Source organism: Nonomuraea sp. NPDC050536, from assembly GCF_044457685.1.
Classification (GTDB): domain Bacteria; phylum Actinomycetota; class Actinomycetes; order Streptosporangiales; family Streptosporangiaceae; genus Nonomuraea.
The window spans coordinates 217,765-233,962 of record NZ_JBITHD010000006.1 but is presented as its reverse complement, the minus strand read 5'-3'; the positions used below and the strand labels follow the sequence as shown (position 1 = coordinate 233,962).

Genomic DNA, 16,198 nt, shown 5'->3' with positions numbered 1-16,198 from the left:
GCCCAGCTCGCCGCCCTCACGCTTCGCCGGGCAATGACTGCCGTACGCGCCCTGATGTAACAGCGGTGGCGGGGCCGGGCGATCCAACCGGTGAGGGACGGGGGGAGGGGTCGGTGCGACGGCGGCCGGCGTTGGCGACCGTGCTGGCGTTGCCGGCGATCCTGCTCGGGCTCGCCGGCAACCTGGCCACCGGGTCGGTCCAGATCGAGCCCTGGTTACGGGGCTGGGTGTGGGCGGGCGTGGGGGTGCTGGCCGTACTCGTGCTGGTGGCCGAGATCGCCGGCAGGAGGCCGGCGGCGGAGCAGAAGGACGCGGCCGAGGCGCTGGCCCGAGCGGTGGGGACGCAGTGGCGCAGGGAGGAGATCCAGCGGCGGGTGCACGACCCGTTCCCGCTGCAGATCACCTGGCGGCCCGCCGGCGCGGACCTGGTCGACCACCCGCTGAACGTGACGCGGACGCTGCCCGGTCACCGGGCGCCGACGCTGGAGCTGGCGGGGCGGCTGGAGGACGTCGCGGCCGTCTACCGCGGGATCCCGTCGGGGCGGCTGGTCGTGTTCGGCAAGGCGGGCGCGGGCAAGACGATCCTGGCGCTGCGGCTGGTGCTCGACCTGCTGGACGGGCGTGATCCGGGCGGGCGGGTGCCGGTGCTGTTCGGCATCGCGCGGTGGGACCCGGTCGAGCAGCCGCTGGAGGACTGGATGGCCGGGCAGTTGGCGCGCGACTACCCGCTTGTGGCCGGGCGGGCGGCCGAGCTGGTGGCGGGCGGGATGGTGCTGCCGGTGCTCGACGGGTTCGACGAGCTGGCGCGGGAGCGGCGGCTCCCGGCGCTGCGGGCGCTGAACGAGACCACGACGCCGCTGGTGCTGACCACCCGGCCGGAGGAGTACCTGGCGGCCGTGGCCGAGGCCAGGCCGGTCAGCTGGGCGGCCGGAATCGAGCTCGCCACCCTCGACGTGGAGGACCTGGCCGGATACCTGCCCAGGACCGGCAGGGGCGGGGCGTGGGAGCCGGTGCTCGAGCGGATGCGCGCCCGCCCCGACGGGCCGCTGGCCGAAGCGCTCGACACCCCGCTGCTGGTGGCGCTGGCCAGGACCGTCTACAGCGGCGGCCGCGACCCCGCCGAGCTGGAGGGCTTCACCACGGCCGAGGACGTCCGCAGGCACCTGTTCGGCGCGTTCCTCCCGGCCGTCTACGGCACCAGGGGAGCCCGGTGGGGATACCGGCGGGCGCGCTCGTGGCTGGGCTACCTGGCCGGCCAGGGCCGGGAGGTGGCCTGGTGGGACCTGGCGGCCCGCGTGCCGGACCGCACGCGCAGGAACGTGCTGGCGCTGGCCTTCGGCGCCGGGTTCGGGTTGCTGAGCCGGTCGTGGCTCGCCTTCGGGTTCGCCGCGCTGTTCGGGCTCGGGCTGGCCTCGGTCGACCTGGACCGCGTGCTGGTCAGGGGAGCCACGGCCACGCCGCTTTCGGTGCTCGCGGCCCACCGCAAGGGCACCCTGGCGGCGATGGCGATGGGCGCGATGATCGCCGGGCTCGAGTTCGGGGCGCTCGATGCGCTGATGAACGGCGAGCCGTTCTGGGACAACGTGCCCCTGGGTGTCCTGCTGGTGGTCTCCGTCGTGCTGGTCTGCAGCCCGTGGGGGAGGTGGCTGGTGCTGGCCAGGCTCTGGCTGCCGCTGGCGGGGCGGCTGCCGTGGGCGCTGCCCGCCTTCCTGGACGACGCCTACCGGCGGGGCGTGCTGCGCCAGACGGGCGCCGTCTACGAGTTCCGCCACGCGCACGTGATGGACTACCTCGTCGCCGCCTACGCCGAGGAACGGAAGCTGGCCGCCGAGCGCCGTGCCGCGCGCGGCACGGCCGTCGACCGTGCGTTCCGTTTCGCCTCGGCCCGGCTGGGGCGCGTGCTGCTCCTGGTGGCCGTCGCGGCGGTCGCCATCGGCGGGCTGATGAACCCGGGCCGGGTCGTGATCGGCACGATCTGGCTCGCCGTGGTCTCCCTCGTGGTGATCGTGCGGGCGCGCAACACGATCGAGACCTGGCCGGATTCCCCCGTCCTGCGCGCCGTCGGCAGGGACACGGGTCAGCTGGTGGTGGGCCTGCTGGTGATCGTGCTGCTCATCGTGCTCGGCAGGCTGCTGGTCGGGCTGGGCTCGGGCGCGATGTTGGCCATGCTCGTGCACCCGAGGTCGCGGTCAGTCTGGGAGTTCCTCCTGCTGGCCGTCCCGCTGCTGGTGCCGGCGCTGTTCACGCGGGTCGCGCTCGGGTTCGCCGTGCCGGTCCTGATGGTCGGCACTTTGGCCGTGGGCGATGTGTCCCCCGTCTGGCCGCTGGTGGCGTGCCTGGTGATCGGGCTGGCGCCGGCGTGGTGGTCGGGCACCGCGCGACTGCTGGCCGCCACCTCCCTGTCCTTCCTGTACGGCGGGCCCATGGCGCTCGCGGCTCTGCCCCTGGCGGCGCTGGCCGGGGCGCGGGCCCCGGATCCGATGGACTCGGGGGCCGCGCTGGTGCCCGCGGGGTGGGAGGGGTTCGCCGTGTGGGCGAGCACGGCGCTGGCCGTGGCGCTCGTGGTGGTCGCCCTGCTGCGCAGGGATCGGATCGCCGCGGCGGTCGCCGCCACCTGCTTCGCGGGGGCGCCGGTGTGGCTCGTCCTCGTCCACCGGTACCAGACGGACCCGTGGGACCTGGCGCCATCCTGGATCCTCGGCGGCATGGCCGTGCTGGCCCTGGTCGCGCTGCGGTGGTGGCGGCGCGTGCCCACCCTGGCCTACGTGCCCGCCGCCTTCGCCGCCTTCCCCGGTGGGCGGCTGGTGACCTTCGCGGGGGTGGCCTCGATCGCCGCGGTCGTGTGCGCCGTGCCCCTCGCCGGTCTGCCGTGGCCGGCCGTGGTCGCGGCCCTGGCGGCGACGTGCTGCCTGCTTCCGGCACTGGGGCAGGTGCGCGGAGCGATGCGGGGCTGGGCGCGCGGGAGCGGAGGCGCCCTGGTGGCCGGCGCCGCCCTGGCGGCATGCGCGCTGTCGATTCCCGCTGAGTCCATGGCACCGGGGATCGCGTTGCTCGCCTGCGGGGCGGTCGTCGTGGCCGCCTGGTACCGGCATCCTGTCGTGGCCGCCGCCACGGCCTACCTGGCGATCAAGGTGGCGGCCGTGGTGCTGGCGGGGATCGTCGCGCTCCCCGGCTTCGAGGAGCTGGCCATGTTGCGCGATCCGCCGCCGGGGGCGCTGCTCGTGATGATCGTCCCGGTGGCCGCCGTGGCGGTTACCGCCTCGCTGCTCGCGCTCCTGGGGCCCGCGCGTGCCGTCGCGCGTGCCCAGGCCGCCGCCTCCGTGGCCGTGCTCGCCGGGGTGGCCGCCCTCCTGCAGACCGCGGAGGGCATCGGCAGCATGGTGCGCGACGAACTGATGTCCACGGTGACCCCGAGCAGCCTGCCCGGGGTCGCCGACGTGCTGGCCTACAGCCCGTCCCAGCCCGTCATCGGGCTGGTCGTGCTGGGCCTGGCGGCGCTGCTGGCGGCCACGGCCGCGCGCGGTTCATCCCCGCTGCTCCTGGTCGCCGCCCTGGCGGCCGCGGCCTTCGGAACCATGCCGATCGGCTACGAGCTGGGGCAGCAGCTCTCGCCGTGGCTCATCTTCGGCGGTCTCACGCTGACGGCCCTGTCCGTGGTCGTGATCGTCATGGTGGCTCGCCGGGTCAGCGCTTGACGCGCACGTAGTCGTACGCCTCGGACGAGCCCAGGCGGCCGGTGGCGGCGAAGCGGACACCCCATGTGCCGGACCGGTAGGCGCGCACCTGGGTGGTGAAGGACCCGTCGTCGTCGGTCTCGATCGTGTCGACGTACTGCCAGCGGTGCGAGCCCTTCGGCAGGAAGTACACGCCGACCTCCTGGGCGCCCAGCCAGTGCCAGTCGTTCCAGTAGCCGCGGTCGTCGCGGCAGTTGTCCTCGCCGCCCCGGGTCCTGCCCGAGCCGTCCCAGACGTAGTACCAGTCGCCGTAGCACTGCGCGACCTGCAGCTCGCCGGTGAGCGTCAGCTTGCGGCCCGTGCGTACGGGCTCGGGGCTCGCGTCGAAATCGGCGATCCGCGTCGCCCGCGGCCCGGCCGGGCGCGGGTTGTGGTAGCCCTCGTGCCGCACGGTGAACGAGGAGTCCGCCGTGTACTGCCTGCCGTCGGCGCCCGTCGCCGACACGTGCACCGGCCAGGTGCCCTCGGGGTCGTCCCAGCCGACCGTGGTGGACGCGCTCCAGCTGCCGCTCAGCGGCGCGTACGAGCCGGAGCCGATCGAGATCCGCACCTCACGCAGGTCCCTGCCGTTCACGGTGACCGTGACGGTCCTGGACTCACCCGGTCGGAGCACCACCGGGTTCGGGCTCACCGACACCCCGAAGATCGCAGGGTCGGCATGCGTGGTGGTGGGGGACGGCCACGGCGTGGGCTCGGCGTACGACGGCGTGGCCGTGGCCAGCAGCGTCGCCGCCGCGACCAGGAACACCGGCAAGGGGTTCTTCATCGGAAGGCTCCTCGAGAGTCAGGGGCAGTGCCCTCGACAGGCTCGCCAGGCGCGCCTGAAGCGGAGCTGAAGGAACCTGAAGCCCTAGATGGCGGCCGGGTAGGTGCTGGCCCGCATCCCGGCCAGGAGCCCGGCGGTCTGCTCCGGTGTGAAGCGCCGCACCGGGTCGTGATAGAGCAGGCCCTCGATGAGCGGGCGGAGCACGCCCGCCCGGCGCGGCGTCGGGAACGTGCCGCTGCGCGCCATGCCGAGCACCGTCGCCGCGTCCTGACCCGGGTACGGCGGCTGCCCCTCGACCGCGCTGTACAGGGTGGCCCCGAAGGACCACATGTCGGCCTCCTTGCTGGCGGGCCCGCCGTACAGCCTCTCAGGGGCCATGAAGGCCGGGGTGCCGCGCAGGCGGCGCGAGGCGGTCATGCGGATGTCGCCCTCGGCGGTGGCGATGCCGAAGTCGGTGAGCACCACCCGGTCACCGGTCAGCATCACGTTGGCCGGCTTGACGTCGCGGTGCAGCACGCCCGCCCGGTGCGCGGTGCGCAGCGCGGCGAGCAGGTGCTGGCCGATCGCGGCGACCGACTGCGCCGGCAGGGTGCCGACCTGGGAGAGTAATTGGTGCAGGGAGAGCCCGTCCAAGTACTCCATGATGATCCAGAGCTTGCCGCTCTCCTCGATGAGGTCGTGCACCGTGACGATGTTGGGATGGGTCAGCCCGGCGGCCATCCTGGCCTCCCTGAGCACCCGCCTGCGCACCATCTCGGCCTCGCCGGACAGAGTCAGCTCCTTGAGTGCCACCTGACGGTGAAGGAGTTGATCGAACGCCCGCCACACGACGCCCATACCCCCACGACCGGCCTCCTCGTTAAGGAGGTACCGTCCGCCGATCTCCCGCATGCCATCCCCTCATTGCTCGGGATAAATCATGTCATCTCAGCGCAGGGGATAGGGCACTTAACGTGATCTGGATATGTCTGAAATCTTGGGTGCGCTGGTCAGAGGCTCGGAAATTCGATCTGTTAGCGCCCGCCACACCAGCCCGACGGCGATCAGGCCCACGCCCACGGCCCCGTAGAAGACGATCTGTAGCCCCAGCTCGCCCACCAGACCGCCGAGCGCCGCGCCCAGCGGCATGCCGCCCATCCCGATCAGGCGGTACACCGAGTTCACCCGGCCGAGCAGCGCGTCGGGGATCAGCCGCTGGCGGGTGGAGATCACCAGCACGTTGGCCGCCGCGCCGAACACGCCGAGCAGCACCGCGGTCGGGTACAGCGCCCACTCCACCGGCGCGATCACCGGCACGAGCAGCAGCAGGACGTCGGCCAGCCACGCCACCACGAGCGTCCTGCCCTCGCCGAGCAGTACGGTCACCCGCGCGGAGACCAGCGACCCCACCAGGGCGCCGGCGGCCAGCGCGGTCATCATCAGCCCGTACCGGCTGGACGGGATGCCGATCGCGGACCCGTCGCCCACGGCCCACAGCACGAACACGGCGAAGTAGGCGGCGTTGGCCAGGTTCAGCATCCCCGCGGAGACCGCCAGCACCCTGAGGAAGCGATGGCCCCACAGGAACCGCATCGCCTCCCCGATCTCCCTCATCCAGTCAGGCTTCCCGCCGCCTGCCTCCCGCGCGGTCTCCGGTGCGGGAGGGCGGGCGGGGCGGTAGGCGCCGCGCATGCCGGACAGGAGGAGGGCGGCCGCGCCGTACAGCAGGGCCGGGGCGCCGAGGATCGCGGCGGGCAGGGCGCCGACCAGGAGGCCCGCGAGCGGCGCGCCGAGGAAGTCGTTGCCGACGGTCTGCGTGCCGACGACGCGGCCGTTCGCCCAGGCGATCCGCTCACGCGGCACGGTCATCGGCAGCACCGCCTGCGCGCACGTGTCGGCGAACACCTCCGCCACGCCCGCGAGCAGCACCGCGACGGACAGCACCCACAGGTTCCGCACGCCGAGCAGCAGGACCGTGGCGATGCCCAGCAGGACGCCGGCGCGCAGGAGGTTGGCCACCGCCATGACGCGCCGCCTGTCCATGCGGTCGGCGACGGCGCCGGCCGGGAGGGCGAGGAGCAGCCACGGCAGCGTGGTGGCGGTCCCGATCAGCGAGACCTCGGCGGGGGAGCGGGTCATGCTCACCGCCAGCAGCGGCGCCCCCACCTTGAGCACCCCGTCGGCCAGGTTCGACGCCGCCGTGGACCCCAGCAGGAAGGAGAAGGCCCTCGAGGGGCCTCCGCGCACTGACGACGACATGGGGACTCCGATAGTGTGTAAGGGAATCTGTGCATAGGTTTCTTTGCAAAGATAGGTGTGCACACTATGGCAGGCAAGTCCTTCTCCGCGCGAACCCTCGACTCCGGCGCGCTGAAGTCGTTCGCCCACCCGCTGCGGCTGCGGCTGTACGAGCTGCTCGACGAGCACGGGCCGTCCACCGCCACCAAGCTCGCGGACATGGTCGGGCAGAACACCGGCGCCACCAGCTACCACCTGCGCGAGCTGGCCAGGCACGGCATGATCGAGGTGGCGCCGGAGCTCGGCAAGGGCAAGGAGAAGTACTGGCGGCTGGTCCCTGGCGGCTTCTCCTACGGCACGGCGCCGAAGGACGATCCCGAGGCCTCGACCGCGGTCGAGTTCCTGCTCGACGACCTGCTCCGCCAGCGCGCCGCCGAGCTGCGCCGCTGGCGCGAGGAGTCCCCCGTCACGCCCGAGGAGTGGGTGCAGGCCAGCAGCCTGGGCCGCCGCTCGCTACGTCTCACGAGCGAGGAGACGACCCGGCTGCGCGATGAGGTCTTCGAGGTCCTCGAGCACTACCGTGCGCTCTCCGACCGGCGCCCCACTCCCTCGGACGCCACCACGGAACACGTGGTCGTCCACTTCGACTGCTTCCCTGTCGGCGTCACCGGCTCATAGCCGCGGGCGCTCAGTCGCGGGTGTGGGCTCGGTAGGTCTCGAGGGGGCCGTCGAGAGTCACCTCGAGGACCGTGCACAGCGGGTCCAGGTCGGAGTCCGCCACGTAGACGTACTCCCAGCCGGGGACCTCGCCGAGACCGCCGAAGCGGGTGTGGGGGAGAGGCCTGCCCGCCAGGGTCCGTACGCCGGTGACGGCGTTGCGCACGCCGCGCAGGACGACGTACTCGTTGGGCCGGTCGAAGACGAACAGGTAGAGGCGGCGCCGGTCGGCCGAGAGGGTGGTGGCGCCGTTGAAGTGCCCTGGCGGCAGCCCGCGTCCCGTGCCGTAGATCGCCTGATCGTGGGCGCGGATCCAGGATCCCAGGCCGCGCAGCCGTACCTGCTGCTCGGGGGTGATGGTGCCGTCGGCGCGCGGCCCGACGTCGAGCAGGAGGTTGCCCCCGCCGCCGATCGTCTCGGCGAAGACGCGGACGAGCTGCCTGACCGACTTGTGGTTGGTGTCGCCCTCCTGCCACCCCCACGAGTCGTTGATCGTCAGGCAGAGCTCCCACGGCCCGTCCGGCGGATCGATGGGCACGCCCTGCTCCGGGGTGGCGTAGTCGCCGAAGCCCTGCATCCGGCCATTGATGATCACGGACGGCTGGCGGCCCAGCAGCTCCTGCCGCAGCGCCTCCATCCGCCACAGGTCCGCGGAACGCTCCCAGTCGCCGTCGAACCACAGCAGGTCGGGCGCGTAGCGTTCCTGCAGCTCGGCCAGCTGCCCCCGGTGGAAGGCCAGGAAGCGCTCCCAGCGCTCCGGGTCCTCCTGCCCGGGCGGCGGATAGGCGAAGCGGTTGTCTCCCGACCCGACGCTCGCGTAGTCCGGATGCGACCAGTCCAGATGCGAGAAGTAGAGCCCGGCCCGCAGCCCCTGCGCCCGCATCGCCGCCACGTACTCGCCCACCAGGTCCCGCTCGGTGCGCAGCGACGACAGCGCCGTCGGCCACAGCGCGAACCCGTCGTGATGCTTGGCCGTCAGTACGGCATAGCGCGCCCCCGCCTCCGCGAACAGGGTGGCCCATGCGGAGGCGTCGAAGGCCGAGGCGGTGAAGCCCGGGATCTGCTTCATGTAGTCGTCGTGGCTGATCTGCCCGTTGTAGAACGACCACGACTCGGGGATGCCGTTGACGGCGTAGATCCCCCAGTGGACGAAGATCCCGAGCTTGGCGTCGGGGAACCAGGGCTGCATGGTCATGAGAGCTCCAGAACGTTCGTGATGCCGCGCCCGGCCAGGTGCGCCGCGTCGTCCACCCGCGAGGCCAGCACGATCGCAGGACCGTGCCCGGCGGCCGCCGCCCGCGCCATCCAGGCCTCGAAGAACCTACCGCCGGGCGCCGAATCCGACCGGATCCCCCCGAACACCAACGCGTCCCCTCCCAGGCCCACTGCACGCTCCTCGGACGCGGCAGCGGCGTAGGCGTGGGCCACGGGCTTGGCGCGGCCGTCGTTGGTCAGCAGGCCGAGCGTGTACTCCAGCTCGGGGAAGTCCAGGAGCTGCCGGTCCACGTCGTGGGAGCACCACCACGTCACGCCCCACAGCCCCGGCCTGGCCAGGAGGGCGCGCAGCGCTCGCGTGGCGAAGGCAGCCGCGTCCGCGGCGGGGATGTGCGGCTCGGGGGCACCGATCTCCTGCACCCACACCTGGCGCCCGGGGTCGTCGGCGTACGCCTTGGCCAGCTCCACGACGTAGGCCGCCAGGTGCGTCGTCTCCACCGACAGCGGCCCGTAGCGGCGCGCGCAGTCGCCGGAGAACACCCACGGATGCACCGTGGTCAGCGCCCCCTTCGTGACACTCGCGCGTGGCGTGAACGGATGGTCGTCGGTGTACCAGGTCGCGTCATAGGCGGAGTGCACGTGGGGATGCCCGGGATCGCCCTCGGCGCAGGCGGCCAGCAGGGTGTCGAGCCAGGCGTCCACCTCATCGGCCGTGACCGGGTTGTGCGCGACCAGGTTGTTCGGCTCGTTGCCCAGCGTGAGCCCGAGCAGGTTGGGCCGGTCGGCCAGCGCCGCCGCGACCGTGCGCACCAGCTCCGCCTGGGCGGCGACCACGTCGGGATCGGTGAAGATGTTCCGCTCGTGCCAGGTCCGCACCCAGGCCGGATAGAAGTCGAAGCTGGACAGATGCCCCTGCAGCAGGTCCACCTGCACGTCCAGCCCCGCCTCCGCGGCCACGTCCACGACGCGCAGGACGTCGTCGACCGCTGCCCGCCGTATCAGACCTCTGTGCGGCTGCAACAGCGGCCACAACGGAAATATCCGGACGTGATCCAGTCCCAGGGCGGTGATCTGGTCGAAGTCCTTCCGCGCGGACGCCGGATCCAGGTCGAGCCAGTGATGGAACCATCCCCGAGACGGCGTGTAGTTCACGCCAAAACGCATGAAGAGCACCTTTCGTGAAGTACGGCAAGCCCCAACGCAGGGTGGTCAGGGGTAGCGGTGGGCGAGGGCGGTGACGCGGGCGGCGGCCTCCTCCAGCCGGGACAGCGGCAGCCGTCGCGACTCCACGGCGGCCACGACCGCGTCGTTCACTGCGGCGACGTCCGCGTCGCCGACGGCGATGAGGACCAGGTCCGCCCCGGCCGCCAGCGCCAGCACGGCCGCTTCGGCGAACCCGTGCAGGTCGCTGATCGCCCGCATCTCCAGCGCGTCCGTCACCAGCACCCCGCCGAACCCGACGTCCTCGCGCAGGAGCCGGGTGAGCACGGTACGGCTGAGCGTCGCCGGAGCGGCGTCGACCGCCGGATAGCTGACGTGGGCGCTCATCATCATCGGCACGCCCGTGTCGGCGGCCGCCCTGAACGGCACCAGGTCCTGCGGGGTCAGCGAGGCGACGGGTAACTCCAGATGCGAGTCGGCGGACGTGTCGCCGTGCCCGGGGAAGTGCTTGGCGCAGGCCGCCACCCCCTGGCTCTCCAGACCGGAGGCGAAGGCCACCACGTGCCGGGCCACCAGCGCGGGATCGGCGCCGAACGAGCGCGCCCCGATGATCGGGTTGTCGGCCCGCGAGTCCAGGTCGGCGCAGGGCGCGAAGTCCACGTTGATGCCGAGCCCGGCCAGCTCCGCCCCGATCTCGGCCCCCGCCCGCCGCGTGAGCGCGACGTCGTCCGCGCGACCGAGCGCCCGGTTCCCCATCCGCCCGGGCAAGCCCTCCGGGCTGTCCGCCGCGGAACGCAGGGCGCGGAGATGCCCCCCGGGGCCGCCCTCGGCGTCGATCGCGATCAGCACGTCAGGCCGGGCGGCCCGTGCGGCCGCGGTCAGCTCGCGCACCTGATGGGCGCTCGCGACGTTCCGGGTGAACAGGATGAGACCACCGCAGAAGTCCAGCAACCCCGCCGGAAGCGACGTGCCGGGAACCCCGGCCATCAGGCAGCGTGCGACCAGTTCCCTCATGCGTCCTCCTGCGCGTACAGCCAGCAGTGCGTCCAGTGCTCGCCCCCGCTGCGCGGCGGGAAGCGCCGCGAGCACACCTCCATCGCCACCGGGCACCGCGGATGGAAGCGGCACCCGCCCGGCGGATCGATCAGGCTGGGCGGTTCGCCCGACTCGTCCTCGGGGGCGGCGACGGTGCGGTCAGGGTCAGGCGCCGAGGCCAGCAGTAGCCGCGTGTAGGGATGCCGCGGATCGGCGGTCACCGCCTCGGCGGGCCCGCCCTCGATCATCTGACCCGCGTACATCACCCGGATCTCGTCGGCGAAATACCGCGCGCCTGCGATGTCGTGCGTGATGTACAGCATCGCCAGCCCGTCCTCGTCCCGCAGCCGGGCGAGCAGGTTGAGGATGTCCAGCCGGATCGACACGTCCAGCATCGACACCGGCTCGTCGCCGAGCAGGACGCGCGGCCGTACGGCCAGCGCCCTGGCGATCACCACCCGCTGCCGCTGCCCGCCCGACAGCTCGTGCGGGAACTTGTCCAGCACCTCCTCGGGCAGGTTCACCCGGTCGAGCAGCTCGGCCGCCTGCCTGCGCTGCTCGGCCCTGCCGCGGGCGTGGCCGTGGATGCGGAGCACCCGTCCCAGGATGTATCCGATCCGGTGGACCGGGTTCAGCGAGGCGAACGGGTCCTGGAAGACCAGCTGCACCTGCCGCTTGTAGGAGTGCCCGTTGCCGCCGCGCAGGATCACCTCGCCCGAGGTGGGCGGGTGGTAGCGGGCCAGGATCCTGGCCAGCGTGGTCTTGCCGCTGCCGCTCTCGCCGACCAGCGCCACCGTGCGTCCCGCGTGGAGCGCGAGGCTCGCCTCCTCCACGGCGTGTACGGCGCGGCCACGGCCGGCCGGGAAGCGCATGCTGACGCCGACCGCCTCGAGCACTGGTTCGGTCATGCGGACACTCCATGGTGCAGGAAGCAGGCCACCTGCCTGCCGCCGAGATCGGTCAGGACCGGCGCGTGCGACGAACAGTCCTCGAACACGACCGGGCAGCGCGGCGCGAACGCGCACCCGGGCGGCGGCCGCCGCAGGTCCGGGGGAGAGCCGGCGATGCCGTGCAGCTCGCGCCGCGGCCCGTGCAGCGGCGGGAACGAGTCACGCAGCCCGCGCGTGTAGGGGTGGCGGGGCGAGTGGTAGATCTCCTTGGCCGGCGCCACCTCGACGAACCGCCCGCCGTACATGATCGCGATCCTGTCGGCCAGCTCGATGAGCAGGCCGAGGTCGTGCGTGACGAACACGACGGCGAAGCCGAGCTCGGCACGCAGCCGCAGGATCTGGCGCAGGATCTGCCGCTGCATGACCACGTCGACCGCGGTCGTCGGCTCGTCCATGACCACCAGGTCGGGCTCGCAGGCCAGCGCCAGCGCGATCGTGGCGCGCTGCCGCATCCCGCCGGACATCTCGTGCGGATAGGCCCGCAGCCGGTCCGCGGGGATGCCGACCAGCCCGAGCAGCTGCGCGGCCCGCTCCAGCGCCTGTTTGCGGCCGCCGCCGCGGTGCTCGCGGATCACGTCGACGAACTGGGCGGCGAGCCGGTGCACGGGGTTGAGTGCGTTCATCGCGCTCTGCAGCACGATGGCCAGGCTCTCCCAGCGCAGCTTCCTCAGCTCCTCCGGGGACAGCCCCAGCAGGTCCATGTCCCGGTAGCGGATCGAGCCCGCGGTGATCGCGGCGGGCGGCCTGGTCAGGCGCAGCAGCGCGGTGATGAGCGTGGACTTGCCGCAGCCGCTCTCGCCGGCCACGCCGAGGATCTCGCCGCGCTCCAGCGAGAACGACACGCCGTCGACGGCGGCGAGCCCGCCGGGGTACTCCACGCGCAGTCCGGAGACGTCAAGGATCATTTCGCCACCCTCAGCCGCGGATTGGTGAGCTCGTCGATGCCGAAGTTGATCAACCCGGCGGCGGTGCCGAGCAGCGCGATGCAGGCGCCGGGCGGCACGAACCACCACCACGCGCCCTGGACCAGCGCCTGCTGATTGTTGCTCCAGTACAGCATCGAGCCCCAGCTGGTGATGTTGATGTTGCCCAGGCCGATGAACGACAGGCCGGCGTCGGCGAAGATCGAGGCGATCACGGCCCCCAGGTAGCCGGTCGAGATCAGCGGCAGCAGGTTGGGGATCAGCTCGAAGGCGATGATCCGCCACTTGCTCTCGCCGCTCAGCTCGGCCGCCATCACGAAGTCGCGGTTGCGCAGCGACAGCGTCTGGGCACGCTTCTGGCGGGCGCCCCACGGCCAGGCCGTCAGCCCGATGATGAGCGCCACGAGCAGCCAGCCGCCGCGCCCGCGCACGTAGCTGGCCACGATGATCAGCAGCGGCAGCCCCGGCATGACCAGGAACACGTTGGTGAGCGTGGTCAGCACCGCGTCCGCCTTGCCGCCCAGGTACGCGCCCGTGACGCCGACCAGCACCGCCAGCGTGACCGCGATCGTGCCGGCGACCAGGCCGACCAGCAGCGAGGTGCGGGTGCCCACCACGAGCTGGGCCAGCACGTCCTCGCCCATCATCGTGGTGCCGAGTGGATGCCGCGCCGACGGCGCCAGCAGCGGGTTGGCGGTGTCCAGCCGCGTCGCCGACAGGCCGAACGCCTCCACGACGAACGGCCCGGCCACGGCCATCAGCACGAAGACGGCGATGATCACCACGCCCGCGACGACCTTGGGGTTGCGTCTCATCGCACCTCCCTGGCGCGGGGATCCAGCAGGCCGTACACCGAGTCGGCGATGAAGTTGGCGGCCAGCACCGACAGCGAGATCACCAGGAACAGCGCCTGCATCAGCGGGTAGTCCAGGCTGCCGACGGCCTTGAACATCAGCGTGCCGACGCCCGGATAGACGAAGACCACCTCGGTGAGCAGCGACCCGCCCACCACCGCGCCGATCGAGGTGGCGAACCCGGCCACGCTCGGCAGGATCGCGTTGCGCGCCTGGTAGGAGAACAGCACGCGGCGCGGCTTGAGACCCTTGGCGGCGCCGAGCAGCACGTAGTCCTCGGACGCGGTCGTGATCATCATGTTCCGCATGCCGAACAGCCAGCCGCTGAACGACGCGAGCAGGATCGTGCACGCGGGCAGTACCGCGAACTGCACGGCGCTGCCGATGAACTCCGGCGTGAACCCGACAGGGATGTCGGCGTCCCAGCCGCCGCTGATCGGGAACCACTTCAGCCGCATGCTGAACACCAGGACGGCAAGCAGCGCCACCCAGAAGTACGGCAGCGACCCCAGGAACGTCGAGACCGGCGTCAGGATCGAGTCCAGCCGCGAGCCCGGCCTGCCGCCCACGACGATGCCGAGCCCGGTGCCGACGAGGAAGGCCAGCACGGTCGTGGTGCCGATGAGGATCACCGTCCACCAGATCGCGCCGCCCACCACCTCGGAGACCGGCTGCGGGTAGAACGAGGTGGACACGCCGAAGTCGAGGCGGGTCAGCCTGCCCAGGTAGTCCAGGTACTGGTCCCAGAGCGGGCGCTGCGTGCCGCCGAACATCTGGCGGATCGCGGCGGCCTGCTCGGGCGTGAGCGGCATCGTGCGCGACATCTGCGAGATCAGGGCCTCCGCCGGGTCGCCCGGCATCAGCCGGGGGAGCAGGAAGTTCAAGGTGATCGCGATCCACGCGGTGACGAGGTAGAAGGCGACCCGGCGGACGAGGAAGCGTGACATGCGCTACTGGGTGGCGGGCTTGAGCGACAGCAGCGTGTAGACGTTGTCGGGCGGGCCCGACCACGGCGCGGAGATCGTGTACGGGTTGCCCGCGTCCGGCCAGCCCGTCCACTCCTTGGTGCTGTACTCGGTCGAGGCGCCGATGTTGGCGATCGGGATCAGTGGCAGTTGATCGATCATGAACTTCTCGATCTGGTACACGTACTGCTTGATCTGCGCCTGGTCACCGGTCGAGGCCATCTTCTTGATCAGGTCGTCGACCTCGGCGTTCTTGATCCGGCTCCAGTTGTACTCGGTGCCGATCTTCTCGCTGGCCAGGATCGAGCGGTAGAACGTGTACGGCGTCTGCCCGCTGTAGACGGTGCCGCCGGTGATCGCCGTGAAGTCGCCCTTCTGCTTCATCGTGGTCAGCTGCGCGCCGGGCAGCGGCCGTACGGTGACCTTCATGCCGAAGTCGCCGAGCTGCTGGGCGATGATCTTGTCGCGCTGTATGGCGTCCTGCCACTCGGCGTTCTCCAGCAGATCGAAGGAGACGTCCTGCGGCTTGAGTCCCGCCTTGGCCAGCTCCTGCTTGGCCGCTTCCGGGTCGGCGGCCTTCTGGACCTGGCCGGCGTACTCGGGGGCGATCCAGTCCTTCTGCGTGTCCTGGTCCAGGCCGGTCAGGTTGATCGGGTGGAACAGGCCCGGGTTGCCGGCGTCGGCGATCTCCTGGCGGTTGAGCGCCAGCGAGATGGCCTTGCGCACGTGCACGTTGTCGAACGGCTTCTTCTCCACGTTGAGGTGCAGGACCAGCGCGCCGTAGGTGGGGTACCAGGCGTGGTTGTTCTGCGCGTCCTTCTCCACGTAGCTTTTCATCACATTTGGTATCGAGCCGCCGCTCCAGGCGATCTCGCCGGACAGCAGGCGGGGCAACGCGCCGGTGCCGCCGATGATCGGCATCTTCAGCGTCTTGACCGGTACCGGCTGCTTCCAGTAGTCGTCGCGGGCCGTGAAGGTCAGCTGCTGGGGCGTGAACTGGGTGAGCTTGTACGGGCCCGTGCCGACCGGATCGGGGTTGGTGAACTCGTCCGGGTTCTTGTCCTTGAACACCTTCTCCTGCACCGGCCGGATCGCGCCGATCTGGTCGATCCTGGTGAACGCGGGCGCGTCGAAGGTGATCTCCACGGTCTGGTCGTCGGGGGCGCTGACCGACGTCCACTCGAAGCCCGCGTTGGTCTGGCTCTTGTGATCCTTGGCGTACTGCATCGTGAAGACGACGTCCTTGCTGGTCAGCTTGGTTCCGTCGCTCCAGTTCGCCCGCGGGTCCAGGTGAATGGTGATCTTCTTGCCGTCCCCGGACCAGTCGTACTTGGTTGCCAGCCAGGGGACGAACTCGCCACCCTTGAGGATGTTGAACGTCCACAGGTTTTCGTAGATGTACCCGTTCATGCCCTGGGTGGCCTGGATGTTGAACGGACTGAAGTTACGGGTGATCGTGGTGCCGCTGAATCCGACGTCGATCACCATGGGCTTCTGCGCCGTTCCGGCGTTTCCTGTGCTGCTGCTGGGGCCTGTTCCGCCGGTCTTGCCGCCGCTGCTGCAGGCGGCGAGGGAGAGGACAAGCGCGGCGGTGAGCGCTCGGCTGAGTCGCATGGGGGCTCCTCTCTGGAGGTGCCGTGACAATAATGACAAAATGCCTC

The 16,198-nt window shown here is 71.5% G+C and carries 13 protein-coding genes; 2 read left to right on the top strand and 11 right to left on the bottom strand.

Translation table 11 applies throughout. The annotated features are described in order from the left end of the window. The first annotated feature begins 113 nt into the window (after positions 1-113). Positions 114-3,695 carry an NACHT domain-containing protein gene (locus ACIBHX_RS19685; protein ID WP_397068554.1) on the top strand — a complete coding sequence of 1,194 codons (3,582 nt, stop codon included), beginning with the start codon at positions 114-116 and terminating at the stop codon, positions 3,693-3,695. Here the strand turns inward: ACIBHX_RS19685 and ACIBHX_RS19680 are convergent. The 3 genes from ACIBHX_RS19680 to ACIBHX_RS19670 all read right to left on the bottom strand — a co-directional run bounded on the left by ACIBHX_RS19680 (position 3,685) and on the right by ACIBHX_RS19670 (position 6,738). Next, positions 3,685-4,500 carry a hypothetical protein gene (locus tag ACIBHX_RS19680; RefSeq protein ID WP_397068553.1) on the bottom strand — a complete coding sequence of 272 codons (816 nt, stop codon included), beginning with the start codon at positions 4,498-4,500 and terminating at the stop codon, positions 3,685-3,687. The two genes, ACIBHX_RS19685 and ACIBHX_RS19680, sit on opposite strands and share 11 nt — an antisense overlap. Positions 4,501-4,584: 84 nt before the next feature. Continuing rightward, positions 4,585-5,391, bottom strand: a complete 807-nt coding sequence (locus ACIBHX_RS19675; protein ID WP_397068552.1) for a serine/threonine-protein kinase — start codon at positions 5,389-5,391, stop codon at positions 4,585-4,587. A 57-nt stretch (positions 5,392-5,448) separates the two neighbouring features. Further along, positions 5,449-6,738, bottom strand: a complete 1,290-nt coding sequence (locus tag ACIBHX_RS19670; protein WP_397068551.1) for an MFS transporter — start codon at positions 6,736-6,738, stop codon at positions 5,449-5,451. Positions 6,739-6,804: 66 nt separating this feature from the next. Between ACIBHX_RS19670 and ACIBHX_RS19665 the strand changes: the two genes are divergently transcribed. Beyond that, complete coding sequence (locus tag ACIBHX_RS19665; protein WP_397068550.1) at positions 6,805-7,395, top strand: ArsR/SmtB family transcription factor; 591 nt, start codon at positions 6,805-6,807, stop codon at positions 7,393-7,395. Between the two features lie 10 nt (positions 7,396-7,405). Here ACIBHX_RS19665 and ACIBHX_RS19660 read toward each other — a convergent pair whose 3' ends face one another. The 8 genes from ACIBHX_RS19660 to ACIBHX_RS19625 are packed head-to-tail and all read right to left on the bottom strand — an operon-like array spanning position 7,406 to position 16,151. After that, positions 7,406-8,629, bottom strand: coding sequence for an alpha-L-fucosidase (locus ACIBHX_RS19660; protein ID WP_397068549.1), 1,224 nt, complete (start codon positions 8,627-8,629; stop codon positions 7,406-7,408). After that, positions 8,626-9,813: a cellulase family glycosylhydrolase gene (locus tag ACIBHX_RS19655; protein ID WP_397068548.1), complete on the bottom strand. Its 1,188-nt coding sequence runs from the start codon at positions 9,811-9,813 to the stop codon at positions 8,626-8,628. The genes ACIBHX_RS19660 and ACIBHX_RS19655 overlap by 4 nt, the downstream gene beginning before the upstream one ends. Before the next feature lie 45 nt (positions 9,814-9,858). Then, a complete protein-coding gene (locus tag ACIBHX_RS19650) occupies positions 9,859-10,824 on the bottom strand; it encodes a glycoside hydrolase family 3 N-terminal domain-containing protein (protein ID WP_397068547.1) in 966 nt (321 codons plus the stop codon). Further along, positions 10,821-11,753, bottom strand: coding sequence for an ABC transporter ATP-binding protein (locus ACIBHX_RS19645; RefSeq protein WP_397068546.1), 933 nt, complete (start codon positions 11,751-11,753; stop codon positions 10,821-10,823). Before ACIBHX_RS19645 ends, ACIBHX_RS19650 begins: the two co-directional genes overlap by 4 nt. Continuing rightward, positions 11,750-12,700 (bottom strand): ABC transporter ATP-binding protein, encoded by a 951-nt coding sequence (locus ACIBHX_RS19640; protein WP_397068545.1) that lies wholly within the window; start codon positions 12,698-12,700, stop codon positions 11,750-11,752. The genes ACIBHX_RS19645 and ACIBHX_RS19640 overlap by 4 nt, the downstream gene beginning before the upstream one ends. Beyond that, positions 12,697-13,533: an ABC transporter permease gene (locus ACIBHX_RS19635; RefSeq protein WP_397068544.1), complete on the bottom strand. Its 837-nt coding sequence runs from the start codon at positions 13,531-13,533 to the stop codon at positions 12,697-12,699. Before ACIBHX_RS19635 ends, ACIBHX_RS19640 begins: the two co-directional genes overlap by 4 nt. After that, on the bottom strand, positions 13,530-14,519 hold the full coding sequence (locus tag ACIBHX_RS19630; RefSeq protein ID WP_397068543.1) for an ABC transporter permease: 990 nt from the start codon (positions 14,517-14,519) through the stop codon (positions 13,530-13,532). Before ACIBHX_RS19630 ends, ACIBHX_RS19635 begins: the two co-directional genes overlap by 4 nt. A gap of 3 nt (positions 14,520-14,522) precedes the next feature. After that, positions 14,523-16,151 carry an ABC transporter substrate-binding protein gene (locus ACIBHX_RS19625; protein ID WP_397068542.1) on the bottom strand — a complete coding sequence of 543 codons (1,629 nt, stop codon included), beginning with the start codon at positions 16,149-16,151 and terminating at the stop codon, positions 14,523-14,525. Between the last annotated feature and the right edge of the window lie 47 nt (positions 16,152-16,198).

Excerpts from the sequence above, each read along its gene's own strand:
- ACIBHX_RS19650 (WP_397068547.1), bottom strand. The coding sequence starts at position 10,824 with ATGAGGGAACTGGTCGCACGCTGCCTGATGGCCGGGGTTCCCGGCACG.
- ACIBHX_RS19635 (WP_397068544.1), bottom strand. The coding sequence starts at position 13,533 with ATGAGACGCAACCCCAAGGTCGTCGCGGGCGTGGTGATCATCGCCGTC.
- ACIBHX_RS19625 (WP_397068542.1), bottom strand. The coding sequence starts at position 16,151 with ATGCGACTCAGCCGAGCGCTCACCGCCGCGCTTGTCCTCTCCCTCGCC.
- ACIBHX_RS19670 (WP_397068551.1), bottom strand. The coding sequence starts at position 6,738 with ATGTCGTCGTCAGTGCGCGGAGGCCCCTCGAGGGCCTTCTCCTTCCTG.
- ACIBHX_RS19665 (WP_397068550.1), top strand. The coding sequence starts at position 6,805 with ATGGCAGGCAAGTCCTTCTCCGCGCGAACCCTCGACTCCGGCGCGCTG.
- ACIBHX_RS19630 (WP_397068543.1), bottom strand. The coding sequence starts at position 14,519 with ATGTCACGCTTCCTCGTCCGCCGGGTCGCCTTCTACCTCGTCACCGCG.
- ACIBHX_RS19680 (WP_397068553.1), bottom strand. The coding sequence starts at position 4,500 with ATGAAGAACCCCTTGCCGGTGTTCCTGGTCGCGGCGGCGACGCTGCTG.
- ACIBHX_RS19675 (WP_397068552.1), bottom strand. The coding sequence starts at position 5,391 with ATGCGGGAGATCGGCGGACGGTACCTCCTTAACGAGGAGGCCGGTCGT.
- ACIBHX_RS19655 (WP_397068548.1), bottom strand. The coding sequence starts at position 9,813 with ATGCGTTTTGGCGTGAACTACACGCCGTCTCGGGGATGGTTCCATCAC.
- ACIBHX_RS19640 (WP_397068545.1), bottom strand. The coding sequence starts at position 12,700 with ATGATCCTTGACGTCTCCGGACTGCGCGTGGAGTACCCCGGCGGGCTC.
- ACIBHX_RS19645 (WP_397068546.1), bottom strand. The coding sequence starts at position 11,753 with ATGACCGAACCAGTGCTCGAGGCGGTCGGCGTCAGCATGCGCTTCCCG.
- ACIBHX_RS19660 (WP_397068549.1), bottom strand. The coding sequence starts at position 8,629 with ATGACCATGCAGCCCTGGTTCCCCGACGCCAAGCTCGGGATCTTCGTC.